Annotated in this window: 13 protein-coding genes; 1 reads left to right on the forward strand and 12 read right to left on the reverse strand. The window is 63.2% G+C overall.

Features of this window, described 5'->3' with window-relative positions:
* Nucleotides 1-3: 3 nt before the first annotated feature.
* Nucleotides 4-1,099 (reverse strand): peptide chain release factor 2 gene (gene prfB / locus ACZ3GY_RS14660; RefSeq protein ID WP_465910716.1). Its coding sequence is split into 2 segments (ribosomal slippage): nucleotides 4-1,026 and nucleotides 1,028-1,099, totalling 1,095 coding nucleotides; the frame shifts between segments, so codons are not numbered across the junction.
* 163 nt (nucleotides 1,100-1,262) lie between these two features.
* Between prfB and ACZ3GY_RS14665 the strand changes: the two genes are divergently transcribed.
* Nucleotides 1,263-2,915, forward strand: a complete 1,653-nt coding sequence (locus ACZ3GY_RS14665; protein WP_465910717.1) for a diguanylate cyclase domain-containing protein — start codon at nucleotides 1,263-1,265, stop codon at nucleotides 2,913-2,915.
* A 1-nt stretch (nucleotide 2,916) separates the two neighbouring features.
* Here ACZ3GY_RS14665 and ACZ3GY_RS14670 read toward each other — a convergent pair whose 3' ends face one another.
* From ACZ3GY_RS14670 to ACZ3GY_RS14720, 11 genes are all read right to left on the reverse strand, one after another.
* Nucleotides 2,917-3,948 carry a diguanylate cyclase gene (locus ACZ3GY_RS14670; protein ID WP_463565819.1) on the reverse strand — a complete coding sequence of 344 codons (1,032 nt, stop codon included), beginning with the start codon at nucleotides 3,946-3,948 and terminating at the stop codon, nucleotides 2,917-2,919.
* 66 nt (nucleotides 3,949-4,014) lie between these two features.
* Nucleotides 4,015-5,019, reverse strand: a complete 1,005-nt coding sequence (locus ACZ3GY_RS14675) for a chemotaxis response regulator protein-glutamate methylesterase (RefSeq protein WP_463565820.1) — start codon at nucleotides 5,017-5,019, stop codon at nucleotides 4,015-4,017.
* Nucleotides 5,016-7,304: a hybrid sensor histidine kinase/response regulator gene (locus ACZ3GY_RS14680; protein ID WP_465910718.1), complete on the reverse strand. Its 2,289-nt coding sequence runs from the start codon at nucleotides 7,302-7,304 to the stop codon at nucleotides 5,016-5,018. Before ACZ3GY_RS14680 ends, ACZ3GY_RS14675 begins: the two co-directional genes overlap by 4 nt.
* Nucleotides 7,301-7,981, reverse strand: coding sequence for a chemotaxis protein CheW (locus tag ACZ3GY_RS14685; protein ID WP_465910719.1), 681 nt, complete (start codon nucleotides 7,979-7,981; stop codon nucleotides 7,301-7,303). Before ACZ3GY_RS14685 ends, ACZ3GY_RS14680 begins: the two co-directional genes overlap by 4 nt.
* Nucleotides 7,971-9,224, reverse strand: coding sequence for a CheR family methyltransferase (locus ACZ3GY_RS14690; protein WP_465910721.1), 1,254 nt, complete (start codon nucleotides 9,222-9,224; stop codon nucleotides 7,971-7,973). Before ACZ3GY_RS14690 ends, ACZ3GY_RS14685 begins: the two co-directional genes overlap by 11 nt.
* On the reverse strand, nucleotides 9,221-9,736 hold the full coding sequence (locus tag ACZ3GY_RS14695) for a chemotaxis protein CheW (RefSeq protein WP_463565824.1): 516 nt from the start codon (nucleotides 9,734-9,736) through the stop codon (nucleotides 9,221-9,223). The genes ACZ3GY_RS14690 and ACZ3GY_RS14695 overlap by 4 nt, the downstream gene beginning before the upstream one ends.
* 4 nt (nucleotides 9,737-9,740) lie before the next feature.
* Nucleotides 9,741-11,363, reverse strand: a complete 1,623-nt coding sequence (locus ACZ3GY_RS14700; RefSeq protein ID WP_465910723.1) for a methyl-accepting chemotaxis protein — start codon at nucleotides 11,361-11,363, stop codon at nucleotides 9,741-9,743.
* Nucleotides 11,364-11,564: 201 nt separating this feature from the next.
* Nucleotides 11,565-12,293, reverse strand: coding sequence for a tellurite resistance TerB family protein (locus ACZ3GY_RS14705; protein WP_463565826.1), 729 nt, complete (start codon nucleotides 12,291-12,293; stop codon nucleotides 11,565-11,567).
* Between the two features lie 161 nt (nucleotides 12,294-12,454).
* A complete protein-coding gene (recJ, locus tag ACZ3GY_RS14710; RefSeq protein ID WP_465910724.1) occupies nucleotides 12,455-14,167 on the reverse strand; it encodes a single-stranded-DNA-specific exonuclease RecJ in 1,713 nt (570 codons plus the stop codon).
* A 70-nt stretch (nucleotides 14,168-14,237) separates the two neighbouring features.
* Complete coding sequence (locus ACZ3GY_RS14715) at nucleotides 14,238-14,789, reverse strand: YaeQ family protein (protein ID WP_465910725.1); 552 nt, start codon at nucleotides 14,787-14,789, stop codon at nucleotides 14,238-14,240.
* Nucleotides 14,790-14,885: 96 nt separating this feature from the next.
* Complete coding sequence (locus ACZ3GY_RS14720) at nucleotides 14,886-16,529, reverse strand: glucan biosynthesis protein D (protein WP_463565829.1); 1,644 nt, start codon at nucleotides 16,527-16,529, stop codon at nucleotides 14,886-14,888.
* Nucleotides 16,530-16,628 lie beyond the last annotated feature (99 nt).

Consider the following 16,628-nt stretch of genomic DNA (forward strand, 5'->3'; position numbering starts at 1 on the left):
GTATTACAGGCCTTGTTTCAAGCTGGCTTCGAGGTACTGGTCGATGTCGCCATCGAGAACCTTCTGGCAGTCGCTACGTTCGACGCCAGTACGCAGGTCCTTGATGCGCGAGTCATCGAGCACGTAGGAGCGGATCTGATGACCCCAGCCAATATCGGACTTGGTGTCTTCCAGTGCTTGGGAAGCCGCGTTGCGCTTCTGCATTTCCTGCTCGTACAACCGGGCCCGCAGCATTTTCATGGCGGTGTCCTTGTTGGCGTGCTGGGAACGTTCGTTCTGACACGCCACCACGGTATTGGTCGGCACGTGGGTGATACGTACCGCCGAGTCTGTGGTGTTGACGTGCTGACCACCCGCACCAGAGGAGCGGTAGGTATCGATGCGCAGATCGGACGGGTTGATGTCGATCTCGACCTTGTCGTCGATCTCGGGCGACACGAACACCGCCGAGAACGAAGTATGGCGACGGGCGCCAGAGTCGAACGGGCTTTTGCGTACCAGGCGGTGCACGCCGATTTCGGTGCGCAGCCAGCCAAAGGCGTACTCACCCTTGATGTGCACGGTGGCGCCCTTGATGCCGGCGACTTCACCTTCGGACAGCTCGACGATCTCGGCACTGAAGCCGCGCTTGTCAGCCCAGCGCAGGTACATGCGCAGCAGAATGTTGGCCCAGTCCTGCGCCTCGGTACCACCGGAGCCGGCCTGGATATCCAGGTAGGCGTTGTTGGGATCCATCTCGTGGCTGAACATGCGGCGGAATTCCAGCTTTTCGAGGATGCCGCGCAGGCGCTCAATCTCGCTGGCGACATCGTCGGCCGCACTCTGATCGTCTTCTTCGACGGCCATGTCGAGCAGGTCGCGCGAATCGGCCAGGCTGCCGGTCAGGTCGTCGATGGTCTCGACGATCAACGCCAGCGTGGCGCGCTCACGGCCCAGGTTCTGGGCGTATTCCGGCTTGTTCCAGACGTTCGGGTCTTCGAGTTCGCGGTTTACTTCAACAAGACGATCATGCTTGTGATCGTAGTCAAAGATACCCCCGAATAGTCTGGGTGCGCTCGGACAGGTCCTTGATGCTGTTCAGGATCGGGTTGATTTCCATGGCTGTCGGCACTCGCAGGTAAAACTTCGGAAAAGCCGACGAGTATACCCGACTCACTATTATCTGGCAGCATGCCAGGCTGCATCAATCGACCTGCGACAGACCAATGGCCATCTATACTCGAGAGGCTGCCCACTCAGCCGTTGAAGGATCATCGCGCACCATGTTTCGTGCCCAAAGCCTGCGTAGCCGTCTCGCCCTGTCGATCGCCCTGCTGGTGAGCCTGTTGAGCTGGCTGCTGGGCAGTCTGATCAGCCAGGATTCCGCCCAGCGCATTCGCGAGGACGTGGGCCGCGACCTGGCTGAAGCGTCGTACATGATGATCGACCGCCTCGACCGCGACATGCAGAGCCGCGCCAGCATGCTGCAGGTAATCGGTAGCCTGCGCGTGCTGCGCCAGCCGGATGACATCGATGACGTACGCCGCCTGCTCGATCACCTGCAAGGCGAATTCCCCAGCATCGCCTGGATCGGTTTTACCGACCCCCAGGGCACGGTACTGGCCTCCAGCAACCGTATTCTGGAAGGCGCCAGCGTTGCTCAGCGCCCGGTATTCCTGGAGGGCCGCAAGGGCCTATTCATAGGTGACGTGCACGAGGCTGTGCTGCTGGCCAAGCTGCTGCCCAACCCGACGGGCGAGGCGATGAAGTTCGTCGATATCAGCCTGCCGGTATACGCCCCGGACGGTAGTCTGGTCGGCGTGCTGGCCTCGCACCTGTCATGGTCATGGGCAGACGAGGTGCGCCGGGCGATTCTCAAACCCATCGAGGATCGTCGGCAGATCGAGTTCTTCGTGGTCGGTCGCGATCGTACCCTGCTGCTGACCCCCACGAAAATGATCGGCCAACGCCTGCACCTTCCCGCCATGCAGGATCTGCCGGGCAAAAACACCGACTGGGCCGTGCAGCAGTGGCCAGACGGTGACCAGTACCTGACCGGCCTGGCGCTCAGCCAAGGTTATCTCGACTATCAGGGCCTGGGCTGGATGGTCGTCGCCCGTCAGGCCGTGGCGCTGGCCGACGCACCGGTACGGGCGATCCACACCACCATCGTACTCTGGGGCAGCGTTCTGGCGCTGCTGTTCGCAGCCTGTGGCTGGTTGCTGGCGACTTACATCACCCGACCGCTACGCACCATCGCCAATGCTGCGGATCGCCTCGCCAATGGCGAGATCACCGTAATTCCGGAAATCGACAGTCCGCGGGAAATCGCTCAGCTCAGCCACTCCATCCGCCATCTGGTGGAAAGCCTGACCCATCAGCACGCCGAGCTCGGTGCCCTGGACAACCGTGCCCACCATGACCCGTTGACCGGCCTGCCGAACCGCGCAGCCCTGGCCAGGTACCTGCCGCGGGCTGAACAGCGTAGCCAGGGCACGCCATACGGGCTGGCGGTGCTGTATCTGGATCTGGACGGTTTCAAGCCGGTCAACGATCAGCACGGCCACGCCGTGGGTGATCACGTTCTGCGTGAGTCGGCCTCACGTATGCGCGGCTGCCTGCGTGCAGGGGATCTGGTGGTGCGCCTGGGCGGTGACGAGTTTCTGATGATCCTGCAGGTACCGCTCGATGAAGCGGCCGGGCAAGCCCGCCAAGTTGCCGAGCGGGCGATTCAGACACTCGGCGCAGTGATCGAATTGGAGGGTCGCGAACTGCAGATCGGCTGCAGCATCGGTGGCGCGCTGTGGCCGCAGGATGATGCCGATCTGGAGCAGGTGGTAGAGCAGGCGGATCAGGCCCTGTATCGCGCCAAGCAGAATGGCCGCGGTCGTGCGGTGTTTCATGGTGAGCCGCAGATCGACAGCTCGCCTGCTTGATTCAGGCCAGGGAGCTGGTGTCGTTCACCAGACCAACCTGGTCGCGACCCGCTTGCTTCGCCATGTAAAGGCCGCGATCCGCCAGGTTGACCAGTTGCAGGGAGGTCTGCCCGGCACGCGGTACCAGGGTCGCAACGCCCAGACTGGTGGTCAACACCGAGCCCGGCTCAGGCTTGTCGTGGGCAATACCTAGATCGGTGACCGCACGACGAACCTTCTCGGCCAGCAGCCGTGCGCCCCCCGCCGACGTGCTAGGCAACACCATGGCGAACTCTTCGCCGCCGTAGCGGGCCGGCATATCGCTGGAACGGCTGCAGCAGCTGCGTAGCGCCTCGGCAACACGCCGCAGGGCATCATCGCCGGCGACATGGCCAAAGTTGTCGTTAAAGCTCTTGAAGAAGTCGACATCGATCATCAGCAACGACATCGGCGTCTGCTCGCGCAGAGCGCGGCGCCACTCCATCTCCAGGTATTCGTCGAAGTGCCGGCGGTTGGACAGTCCGGTCAGCCCATCAGAGTTCATCAGGCGCTGCAGCACCAGGTTGGTTTCCAGAAGCTGCTGCTGGCTTTCACGCAGGGCGCGGTAGGCTTCGTCGCGCTGCTGCAACGCGGTGTAAGAGCGAGAGTGATAGCGAATGCGCGCTACCAGCTCGATGGTGTCCGGCAACTTGACCAGATAATCATTGGCACCCGATGCGAAAGCGGTGCTCTTGACGGTCGCATCGTCCTTGGTCGACAGCACGATGATCGGCACATCACGCAGCGAGGGCCGCGCCCGATAGGCACCCAGCAGGGTCAGACCATCGACGCCAGGCATCACCAGATCCTGCAGGATCACCGTCGGACGTAGCTGTTCGGCCACCGCGACTGCCTGAGTGGGATCGGCGCAATAATGAAAGTCGATGCCGCCCTCGCCCAATAGCTCGCGGCGCACTGCCTCGCCGATCATCGCCTGATCGTCGACGAGCAGCACCATGACCGCGCCTTCCTTGGGTGAGCCAAGTTCTTCCGTGGAATTTGGGGGGGCTTGCATATTGGTCTCCAGACCCCACCCAGATTGAAGGCGAGTCTCTAAAAATTTAACCGCAGGGTAAATCTATCAGCCAAATAGCTCAACGATACGGGCCGCGATGCGCTCTAGCGCAAGTATTTCCTTCGCAGCATCGAGTTCCGCAGCCGCTTTTGGCATGCCATACACCGCACAACTGGCCTGGTTCTGGGCAATGGTGAGAAACCCTCGCGCGCGCATGTTCTTCAGGCCCAGAGCACCATCGCGCCCCATGCCGGTGAGCAAGACGCCAATGGCTTCACCCGTCCAGTGCTCGACCACGCTGTCGAAGAACACGTCGATGGAGGGCCGATAGACATAGCTGCTTGGCTCTTCGGTATAAGTCAGTTCGCCATTACGCTGCAGACGCATATGGTTGTTGGTTCCCGCCAGCAGCACCACGCCTGGCTGCGGCTGCTCACCGTCGCGGGCCAGGCGCACCGGCAGCGCCGACTCACTGGCCAGCCAATCGGCCATGCCGGCAGCGAACACTTCATCGACATGCTGCACCAGCATCACCGCGGCGTTGAAGTCGCCTGGTAGCTGTTTGAGCAGCGACGCCAACGCCGCCGGGCCACCTGCCGAGGCACCGATAGCTACCAGCCGACGAGTCACAGACCTGCCTGGCACCTGCGCAGGAACACTGCGCTTACGGCTGGTGTTCTGGCCGATAAGCCAGCCAATGTTCTGGATCTTGCGCAACAACGTAGCCGCATCCGCCGTTCTATCGCCACCCAGCGACGGCGTATTGACCGCGTCCAGGGCGCCGTAACCCATGGCTTCAAACACGCGGTTGACGTGCTGTTCGATATCCACCGAGACGATCAGGATCGCGCAAGGGCTCTGCGCCATGATGCGCCGAGTGGCCTCGACGCCGTCCATGACCGGCATCAGCAGATCCATCAGCAGCAGATCCGGCAGTTCGACTTCGCAGTGCTGCAGCGCTTCGGCGCCGTTGCCCGCGACCCAGACGATGCGATGCTCAGGCTCCAGAGCGAGGGCCCGGCGCAAGGCCTCCACCGCCAGCGGCATGTCGTTGACGATCCCTATCCTCATTCGTGCGGCTCTCCAACCAGATCGACCACGGCGTCGAGCAACGCCTCGTCATGGAAACTGGCCTTGGCAAGATAATAGTCGGCTCCGGCATCCAGACCACGCCGGCGGTCTTCTTCGCGATCCTTGTAGGACACCACCATCACCGGCAGCGACTGCAGACGGCTGTCGCGGCGCACCAGGGTGACCAGTTCGATACCGTCCATGCGCGGCATGTCGATATCGGTGATCAGCAGATCGAAGTGCTCGGCGCGTAGGGCGTTCCAGCCATCCATGCCGTCGACCGCCACCGCCACGTCATAACCACGACCAAGCAGCAGCTTGCGTTCCAGTTCGCGCACGGTCAGTGAGTCGTCGACCACCAGTACGCGCTTGCGCTGAACACCGGCGAGCTGGCGGACGCTACGGTCGACCCGCTCCAGGCGACCACTGCCGAGCAGTTTGGCCACCGACATCAGCATGTCCTCGACGTCGAGAATCAGCACCGGCGTACCGTCGTCCAGCAACGCGCCTGCCGACACATCCTGCACCTTGCCGAGCCGCGCATCCAACGGCATCACCACCAGCGTGCGCTCACCGACGAAACGCTCCACCACCAGCCCGAACAGGTTGTCGCGGTCGCGAATCAGCACCACCGGAATGCCGTCTGCGCTAGGTTTGCCTTCGGGCCGCTGAAGAATCTGGCTGGCCGCGATCAAGCCGACATGCTGCCCCTCGCTCCAGAAATGCTGACGACCTTCGAGCTGGACGATATCTTCGGCCTGCAGGCGAGTCATTCTCTCGATATGCGCCAGCGGCAAGGCATAGGCCTCGCCACCGACCTCGACGACCAGGCTGCGCACCACCGACAACGTCAACGGCACCTCCAGGTGGAAGGTCGAACCCTGCCCCTGGCGTTGCTGCATGCGTACACCGCCGCGCAGTTGCCGCACCATATGCTGAACGGCATCCAGGCCAACACCACGGCCGGACACCTCGGTGACCTGATCACGCATGCTGAAGCCGGGCAGGAACAGGAAGGCCAGCAGCTCCTCCTCGGTCAGTTGCTCGCCGGTCTGCTCGGTGGCGAAACCTCGGCTGATCACCGCACTGCGCAGCTTGTCCAGATCAACGCCGCCACCATCGTCACTGAGTTCCAGCAATAGCATACCGGCATGGTGGCGGGCGCGAATCAGTATCTGGCCGTCAGGGTCTTTACCGCGTGCCAGACGTAACTCGGGCGGCTCGATGCCATGATCCAGAGCATTGCGCAGCAAATGCGTCAGCGGTGCCTCGAGGCGCTCCAGCACGTCGCGGTCGACCTGAGTGCTTTCACCCTCGATCACCAACCTCACCTGCTTGCCGAGCGCGCGAGCAAGATCGCGCAACATGCGCTCATGGCCGGACAGCACATCGGCAAACGGTCGCATGCGTGAAGACAGCGCGGCGTCGTACAGGGACTGGGCACGCTGGCCGCCCTGCCAGCCGAAATCGTCCAGATCGGTCATGTGCTGGGCCAGCACCTGCTGGCACTCGGTGAGCGCCTGGCGGGTTTCCACCAGCATGGCTTCGGCCTGCGCATCGATGCTGCCTTCGGGGAGCGCTTCACGGGCGACATCGAGGGCACGGCGCGCGACGGTTTGCAGACGTTTGAGACGCTGCAGGCCATCGCCGAGAGGTTTGATGCGCTGGAACTCGACCAGCGACTTGCTGGAGATATCCAGCAGATGATCGAGTCGCTCCGCGCTGACGCGCAGGATACGACTACGCCCCTCGCCCGATGCTTCGCTACTTTCGGGCCTGCTCTGCCTGGCAGGTGTCGCTTGCGGCTCCATCGGTACCTGAATAACGGGCTCCGGCTCTGGCGTAGTAGCGGATTGCGGCGGCACCAGCGGGCGGGGGCTCGACACGTACCCACCCCGTGCCAACGTACCGAGGCGTTCGACCAATGCGTCGACTTCGCCGTTCGCCCCGCTCGATACCCCTGATGGCGAGCCCAGGCTCAACAAAATGTCGGCCCCCTGCAACAGTGCATCGATATGTTCGGACTGCAGCAACAAGCGCCCTTCCTGGGCTTCGACCAGGCAATCCTCCATTACGTGGGCGACTTTCACCCCGGCGTCGAGACCGACGATGCGCGCTGCGCCCTTTAGGGAATGGGCTGCGCGCATGCAGGCCTCGAGGGAATCAGCGTGACGCGGATCGCGTTCGAGTACCAGCAAGCCGTTGTTGAGTACCTGGGTCTGGGCCTCGGCTTCGAGCTTGAACAACTCCAGCAGCGAAGCGTCGCGCATCTGATCGGGCGTCATCCAAGGCTCCTGGCGATGGTTTGCTGCAATATCTGCTCATCGAGCAGGGTCACGCTGCGACCTTTCCACTGCAGAACCCCGGAGGCGAAACGCCGTGCCATCGGCACACTGCCATTGCCCGCCTCGACCACCTGACTGACGGCGATGGCCTCGATGCCTTCCACCTCGTCGACCGGCATGACCACGGGGCCATCCGTAAGGCTGAAAATCAGCATGCGCGGCACCACGCGACGCTCGGTAGCCATCTCGGCGCTGTCCAGCCCAAGCATTTCAGCCAATGAGACACAGGCCACCAGGGCGCCACGTACGTTGGTCACCCCCATCAAGCCCAGTGAGCGTTGGTGTGGCAAAGAGTGGATCGAGGTGCGCGTCGCCACCTCGCTCAATGCACGGGTCGGCAGCGCCAACCAGGCCTCGCCAACGCGAAAGATCAGAATCGAGCGGCGCTCGCAGCTGTCCTCCTCTACCCACTCACGCTCCGGCTCATCCTCGTTGCGCTGCAGAGCGAAGCGATCCAGCAGGCGGGTGGCCAGAGATGCGTGAACCTCGCAGTTGCGGCAGTGGATGTGCTGCACCAGGCGCTCGCAGGACTTGTCGCCCTGCACGCCAATACGGTTCCAGCAATCGTCGATATCCGCCCGTTCGATATCGCTCAGCGGCAGAAGACTATCGGTCATCGCGGCTCACTCCACGCCCGGCACGTTGCTGCAGGCGCTTGGCGCCAGCCAGATCACCACGGGAGGCGAGTATCGCCGACAGGTGAGCAAGCGCCTCAGCGTGCTTGGGCGCCAAGTACAAGGTTTTACGATAATAGTCCTGGGCCTCGCTGCTACGCCCGGCCACATCACTGAGCAGGCCCAGCCAGTAGAACGCCTGGGCCGTCGGCCCGTACGCGGCGAGATAGCGTTCGCAGGCCGTGCGGGCTTCGGTGCTGCGCCCGGCGTTGGCAAGCGTGGCGATTTCAGCCAGGGCGGCATCGCCTGCGCCAGCGGCCACGGGCGGAGGTACTGCGGCAGGCACCCGGCGCATTGGCGGCTTGTTCGGGACAGCGACAGGTGCTGCGACCCTGGCACGCGCGGGTATGACCGGGGCGACTTGGCTCAGCGAGGCAGCGAGGCGCGGCGCCTTGTCACTGGCTCGGCGAAACACGAAGGCCAGCGGGATGTTCAAGGCCTGCATGCCGACTTGGCTGAACAGGCTGGCCTCGGCCGGGCCAATGAACAACGCACCGTCGTCACGCATCAGCCGTTGCAGCACGGCCGCCACGGCTTGCTGGGTCGGTCGGTCGAAGTAGATCAGCAGATTGCGACAGAACACGAAATCGTAGGGCGCCTCGCCGGCCAGCAGACCGGGGGCCAGCAGGTTGCCGGCGAGCAGACGCACCTTGCGACGTACTTCGTCCTTGAGCTGAAAGCCTTCCGGGGTCTCGACAAAGTGACGATCACGAAAGCTCAGGTTGTCGCCACGGAACGAATTGCGCCCGTACAGCGCTCGCTGTGCACGAACCAGTATCAGCTCGCTGATGTCCATGGCGTCGATGCGAAAGGTGCCGCCCGGCAGTCCGGCATCGAGCAGCGCCATGGCAATCGAATACGGTTCTTCGCCACTCGAACAGGGCAGGCTGAGTATACGCAGCGGGCGCACGCCCATGATCTGTGCGACCCGCTCGCGGGCCAGTTGCGCGAGCGCGACAAAGGATTCCGGGTAGCGAAAAAACCAGGTCTCCGGCACCACCACGGCCTCGACCAGTGCCTGCTGCTCGATGGCGGAGGCCTGCAATTGCAGCCAGTAGGCGTCTTCGTCGGCACAACCCAGCGCGGCAACGCGCTGGCGAACCGCACGTTCGATCACCACCTGGCCAACCGACTCGGCATCAAGGCCGATCAGGCCATGCAACAGGCGCTCGAAACGGCCGCTCATACACCGGCCTCCAGAGTCGCCGCGAACAGCAGATCACGCACCGGTTCGTCGAGCAGATCGGCCACGCGAACCCATTGCACCAGCCCCTGTTCGGCCTTGAGCACCGGCCCCAGGTAGCGGGCGTCCGGCAAGCTCACGCCTGAGTCGACAAACGCTTCGGCGGGGCTGCGCAAGGTATCGCTGGCCTGTTCCAGAATCAGCCCCAGCATGCGCGCAGGCTGGCTCGCCTGGGGTTGGTAGTTGACGATCACCAGACGTGTGCTGGTGCGCACGATGGCCGCCCGCCCGAGCGCCTGGAAAGACAGGTCGAGCACCGGCACCGGCTTGCCGCGATAGGCGAACAACCCAGCGACCCAATCCGGCGCTGCTGGAATCTGCTTGAAGCTGCGCAGCGGCATCACCTCGACGACCTCGCGAACATCCAAGGCGTAACGATCCGTGCCCATACTGAACAACAGGAACAGCTGACCGGGGCTACGCCGCCCCGGCGATGGCCTGCCCGTTTCGCTCACCGGCTCAGACCTTGAATCGGCTGACGCCGGTACGCAAACCGTTCGCCACCAGATTGAGGTCATCGATCGATGCGCTGGCCTGGCGTAGCGACTCGACGGTCTGCGACGAGGCTTCACTGAGCTGCACCAGCGCCTGATTGATCTGCTCGGCACCGGTGGACTGCGCCTGCATGCCTTCATTGACCATCAATACACGCGGCGCCAGCGCCTGCACCTGATGAATGATCTGCGCGAGCTGCTCGCCGACCTGGCCGACTTCGCCGATGCCACGGCGCACTTCCTCGGAGAACTTGTCCATGCCCATCACCCCGGCGGAAACCGCCGACTGAATCTCGCGAACCATCTGCTCGATATCGTAGGTGGCGACGGCGGTCTGGTCGGCCAGGCGACGAACTTCGGTGGCGACCACCGCGAAGCCACGGCCGTACTCGCCCGCCTTCTCCGCTTCGATGGCGGCGTTGAGCGACAGCAGGTTGGTCTGGTCGGCCACTTTGACAATGGTGGTGACCACGTGATTGATGTTGCCGGCCTTCTCGTTGAGGATCGCCAGCTTGGCGTTGACCAGCTCGGCGGCGCTCATCACCTGATGCATGGTGTCTTCCATGCGGGCCAGGCCCAACTGCCCTGCCCCGGCCAGTGTCGAGGTTTGTTCGGCGGCGCCGGATACCTCGGTCATGGTGCGCACCAGATCGCGCGACGTGGCGGCGATTTCCCGGGACGTAGCACCGATCTCCGTGGTGGTGGCCGCGGTTTCCGTCGCGGTGGCCTGTTGCTGCTTCGAGGTAGCGGCGATCTCGGTCACCGAGGTGGTCACTTGTACCGACGAGCGCTGCGCCTGCGCGACCAGGGTTTTGATCTCTTCGGCCATGCCATTGAATCCGGTTTCGATGGCCCCGAACTCGTCGCGGCGCCCCAGGTTCAGGCGCGCGGTCAGATCCCCGCTGGCCAGCGCTTGCAGGGTGTGCACCACTTGCTGAACCGGACGGGTGATCGCCTGCATGAGAAAGTAACCACAGACGAATGCAGCGATGATCGCCAGCACCACCGAAATAGCCATGCTCAGCTCGGCGCGGTCGACTGCGGAGACGATGCCCTCGGCCGAGGAGTAGGCCACGTCGCGATTGAGTTCGATCATTGAAGTGAGCTGAGTACGCCCAACGTTCCAGGTATCGGTCAGTTGCCCAGCCAGCAGGGCTCTCGCTTCGACGGGACGCCCCTCGTCGTATACAGCCAGTACGCTGGCCTGCTGCTGAGCGAACAATTCGCGGGTCTGATTGAAGGCCTCGAGTGCACCACGGTCGCTGTCATCGCGGATAGTGGCCCGGTAATCGGCAAGAGACGCGACCAGCTTGTCGCTGGCCATCTTGATCAGCTGACGGTCGGCGTCGCTGAGGGTGTGCTGCTCCCTGATGCTCACCTGCACGATGGTCTGGTGGAACATTTCCGTCCAAGCACTGCGCACCTGGGTGATGTGGAACATGCCGGGCATGGCATCGTCCAGTAGGCGCTTCGCCCCGCTATCGACCTTGAGCAGGCGCTCGAAGGATGCAGCGGCCATCAACAGCATGATCGCGATGATGACCGCGAAACTTGCCTGGATACGCTGGCGAACAGTCCAGTTCTTCACATTCAACCCCATCTGCCGAGACTCTAAATGAAGCCTGCGAGCAGCGCCCACAGGTCATGCGCCGGACTCTATGGGCGTTGCGCTTACAGCGCAAGCAAGACAGGCCTATTTACTGTAGCAACAGGCGCTTGAGTGTCAGGAGGGAGGAAGAAATATGGCTGCCGGACGGCGTGGAACCGTCGGCAGCACGATGCGGCAGGGTTACTGCAGATCCTGGCGAACCTGAGCTTCGAGTTCGGCCTTGAGGGCCGGGTCGAGCTTCAACTGGCGGGCCAGTTCTTCGAGGTAGGCACGTTCCATGAAGTGCTCTTCGTCGACCATCAACACGCTGGCGACATACATTTCCGCGGCCATCTCCGGCGTGGTGGCCGAACGTGCCACATCGGCGGGATCCAGCGGTTTGTTCAGCTCAGCCTGCAGCCAGCGCTGTGTTTCGGCGTCGCTGGCCAGTTTGCTGAACTCGCCTTCGATCAGTTCGCGCTCACGCTCGTCAACGTGGCCGTCGGCCTTGGCCGCTGCCACCAGCGCCTTGAGAATGCCCTGGCTATGCAGCTCCACCTGAGGAGCAGGCAGACGGTCGAGGGTCTGCGGCTCGCCCTGTGGCGCACCGGCCTGCTTGGCCTGCCAGTTGCCATAGGCCTTGTAGGCGATCACGCCCAGCGCGGCGAGGCCACCGTAGGTAATCACCTTGCCACCGATCTTGCGGGCGCTCTTGTTGCCCAGCAGCATGGCCAGGGCCGCACCGCCACCGGCGCCCTTGAGCATCGAGCCGATGCCACCGTTGTCACCTTTGCCGGCGCCGCCACTGCTGCCGCCCAGCAATCCACCCAGCGCTCCGCCCAGCCCCGAAGAGGACTTGCCGCCGGTTTTCTGTTGCAGCAATTCCTGCCCGGACTTCAGCAGTTGATCGAGCAAGCCGCGCGTATTCATGGATATCTCCAATGGTTCAAGAACGAACGAATCTACTGCGAAGCCTGGCCGCCGTTGGTTACAGATTGCGTCAAGATATTGCGCGTACGGCCGAGTCGCACAGGCAGATAGACAATCGGCCTGTGGGCAACGTTCAAGAGACGTGAAGAACCAGAGGCTGGTTAACGCGGCGCCAGATGAGAGATCAGCAACTGCACCGATTCCTGGCCACGGAATTCGTTGACGTCCAGTTTGTAGGCCAGCTCGACCCAGCGCACGGTCGGGTTGGGCCACACCTCACGGTCGACACCAAAGGCGATGCCGTCCAGCTGCAGGCTGCCGCACTCGCTCTTGAGCACCACCTTGAGGTGGCGCTCACCGACGATGCGCTGCTGCACCAGCTGGAACGCGCCATGGAACAGCGGCTCGGGAAAGTGCTGCCCCCAGGGCCCGGCATTGCGCAGCTCGCGGGCCAGCGGCAGATTGAATTCGTCGATGCTCAGTACACCGTCGGACAGCAGCCGCCCGGTAAGGTCATCCTCGCAGAGCTGACGACGAACTTCTTCATCGAACGCCTTGGCGAAGGTCTCGAAGTGCTCGGCTGGCAGTGACAGACCAGCAGCCATGGCATGCCCACCGAACTTGCTGATCAGCCCCGGATGGCGCGAGGCCACGGCATCCAGCGCGTCGCGGATATGAAAGCCCGGTACCGAGCGTGCGGAGCCCTTGAACAGTCCCTCGCCAGCATCGGCGAAAGCGATGGTCGGGCGGTGATAGCGCTCTTTCAGGCGCGAGGCGAGGATGCCGATCACCCCCTGGTGCCAGTCGGCCTCGAACAGGCACAGCCCGAACGGCAGGTTTTCCAGGGGCAGATCCTTGAGCTGAGCCAGCGCTTCACGCTGCATGCCCTGCTCGATGGCCTTGCGATCCTGGTTGAACTGATCGAGCTGTACGGCCATGTCACGGGCCAAACCTTCGTCCTCGCAGAGCAGGCATTCGATCCCCAGGCTCATGTCGTCGAGACGCCCGGCGGCGTTCAGGCGCGGGCCGAGAATGAAGCCCAGATCGGTCGAGGTGATGCGCCCATGCTGCTTGCCGGCAACCTCCAACAACGCCCGCAACCCAGCCCGGGCGCGGCCGGCACGGATACGAGCCAGGCCCTGATGCACCAGAATGCGATTGTTGGCGTCCAGAGGCACCACATCGGCCACACTGCCCAGGGCCACCAGGTCGAGCAGTTCGCCCAGATTCGGCTCGGGGCGCTCGGCAGTGAACCAGCCCAGTTCGCGCAGCCGCGCACGCAGCGCCAGTAGCACATAGAAAATCACCCCGACGCCGGCCAGCGACTTGCTCGGGAAAGTGCAGCCGGGCTGGTTGGGATTGACGATGGCATCGGCGTCAGGCAACTCGTGGCCCGGCAGGTGATGGTCGGTGACCAGCACCTTCAGCCCGGCCGCCTTGGCCGCCGCGACGCCTTCGATGCTGGAGATGCCGTTGTCCACGGTGATCAGCAGCTCCGGCTGGCGGGTTAGCGCCACGGCAACGATTTCCGGGGTCAGGCCATAGCCGTACTCGAAGCGGTTCGGCACCAGGTAATCGACATGGGCAGCGCCCAGCATGCGCAGCCCGAGCATGCCGACGGTGCTCGCGGTGGCGCCATCTGCATCGAAATCACCGACGATCAGCAGGCGCTGACGCTCGCGCAGCCCTTCGACCAGCAGCGCCACCGCCGCATCGATGCCCTTGAGCTGGGTGAAGGGAATCAGCCGCGCCAGGCCCTTTTCCAGCTCCACTGCCGAGAGCACCCCTCGGGCCGCGTAAAGACGGGTCAACAACGGTGGCAGATTACCCAGGTCGGGAAGAGAAGCAGGAAGCGGGCGGGACTCGATACGCATGGACGTCGGATTCTACTCTTGCGGTGAAACAGGGGGCCGCGCCAGGCCAAAAGGCGTCTCGCGGCTCGGATCAGTTGCCCAGCGTTCGCTCGCCGGCCAGCCATTCCACGGGGATTTCGTGCTGGCCACGCTCGTCGGTGACGAACAGTTCGCCATCACTGATCATCACGCTCCAGCTCAGTGCGCGAGGCATATCCAGGCAAAGATCGGCCAATGCTTCCTGCCCCAGGGCGACCACGTTGATGTTCTTCAGGGTGCGCACCGGGTCGAGGCACTTGGTCTGCCACACGCGCAGGTTGCCGTAGGCCACCAGGCTGAACTTCTCGGTACGGCGCGAGCACCAGGTGATGCGCTCGCTGTCCGGCTGGCCGACTTCGATCCAGTGCAGCACGCGACCGTCCAGGCTTTTCTCCCACAGCGCCGGTTCGTCAACGTCGGACAGGCCGCGCCCGAAGGCCAGATGCTCCTGATAGAACAACGCATAGGCGATCAGCCGCGCCGCGAGACGCTCCTCGGTTTCCGAAGGATGGCGGGCCACGGTGAAACGCAGGTTTTCATAGATGCTGCGATCGATATCGGTGAGGTTGAGGTCGATCTTGTAGGTCGTGGACGGCTGGGCCATTGCGCACTTCTTGGAATTCGGAAAAGTGCGCCAGTCTATCAGGCCAGTTGGAAGCGTGGGCAGAGCGCCGCCCAAAGGGGCGCCTGCCCTGACTCGTTAGGACTCGGCTTTCCAGTCCGGATAGCGACGCTCTGCTGGCGCCGGCGGGAAGTACTGGTACAGCCAGGTTTCGCTGAGCACCTCCTTGTTGTCGACGCGGCGCAGATAGGCACGCATGTTCACCGGCTCGACGCTGTCGCTGGTCGGGAACCAGTCGAACTGCGCGCGGAAACCTTCGACGTCCGGGTAGAGAGCAAGAATGCTGTAATCCTTGACCTCGCCATGAGAGGCCTCGACCACCACCTCGACCTGCGCCTTGGCGTCCATCTTGGCCAGCGGGCCGCCGCCGAAGTCGATGGCGAAGCGTCGTGCCCACTCTTTCGGCCAGTGCTCGCCCGGCGCCCAGCCGAGGGTGAAACCGCCCATGCCGGAGCGGGTTGCATGCACTTGCGCCAGGGTCGGTTTGACCGGCGGCAGCGCAGCCCAATGCAGCTTGTAGCCGAAGTTCAGCGAGGTGCCGGGCTCGATGGCCTGCTTGGGATTCCAGAAGCAGACGATGTTATCCATGGTCTCGCCAGTGGTGGGAATCTCCAGCAGATCGATGCTGCCCTCGCCCCACGGGGTGGTCGGCTCAACCCACAGGCTTGGCCGGCGGCTGTACCAGACCACGGTGTCCTGGTAGGACTTGAAGTCATGGTCGAACTGCACCAGGCCGAAGCCTTTCGGGTTGGTATCGGCGAAGGCGTTGAACTGCAGTTTCTCCGGATTGTTCAGTGGTCGGCAGACCCACTCGCCGTTGCCACGCCACATGGACAGGCGGTCGCTGTCATGAATCGCCGTGGTGACGAAATCACACATGCGGCGTTCATGGCCGCCGCAGGAGAACATGCTGGTCATCGGCGAGATGCCCAGTTGCTTGATGGTCTTGCGGGCATTGATGTGGGCGTCGATGTCCATCACCACGCGGTCTTCCAGGCAATCGATATCGAAGCGGAAGGCGCCGGTCGCGCTCGGTGAGTCGAGCAGCGCGTAGAGCACGAAACGGGTGGCGTTCTTGTCCGGTGTTTCGAACCAGAACTCGGTGAAATCGGGGAATTCTTCCGGCGTGTCGGTGAAGGTATCGACTGCCAGGCCGCGAGCGGACAGGCCGTACTGGCCGGTGTTGTCTACGGCGCGGAAGTAGCTGGCACCGAGGAAGGACAAAATGTCGTACTTGGCGATATTCGGCTGCTTGAACACCTTGAGGCCAGCGAAGCCCAGGTCACCCTTGAGCTGCGCTACATCCACACCGCTCTTGCCGTATTCGAACAGGTCGGGGCGGAAATGCACTTCGCGGGCGACCCGGCTCTTGGCGTCGACGGCGTGCATGCGCACTGGCTGACGGAAGCCCATGCCGACGTGGAAGAACTGCACATCCAGTTGCCCGCCCAGTTCGTTCCACAGCGAATGCGCCGGGTCGTACTGGATGGCATTGAACTGCTGGGGCGTCAACTCGGCGAGGGTCTTGGGCAACACCTCAGCGGTGCTCTTGTAGGCGCTGCCGGCCATGCTCTTGGCACGCCCCTGCAGTTGCTTGAAATCGAAAGGCTCGGCCTTGCCGTCAGCGGTTTCGGCGAAGCTGCGCAGGCTGAACAGCCCGGCTGGAAGTCCGGCACAAGCGGCCATCATCATGGAGGCTTTCAGGAGGTTACGTCTTTGCATGGGCGTACCCGAATAGGTGAGAAATATCTGCACGGAGGCGATTAAAAATACCTACAACAGATAGCCCTAGCCGCCACATGGTTCCGCGGAGAATTTGCA

Source organism: Pseudomonas sp. PME37.24/006 (genome assembly GCF_055556635.1).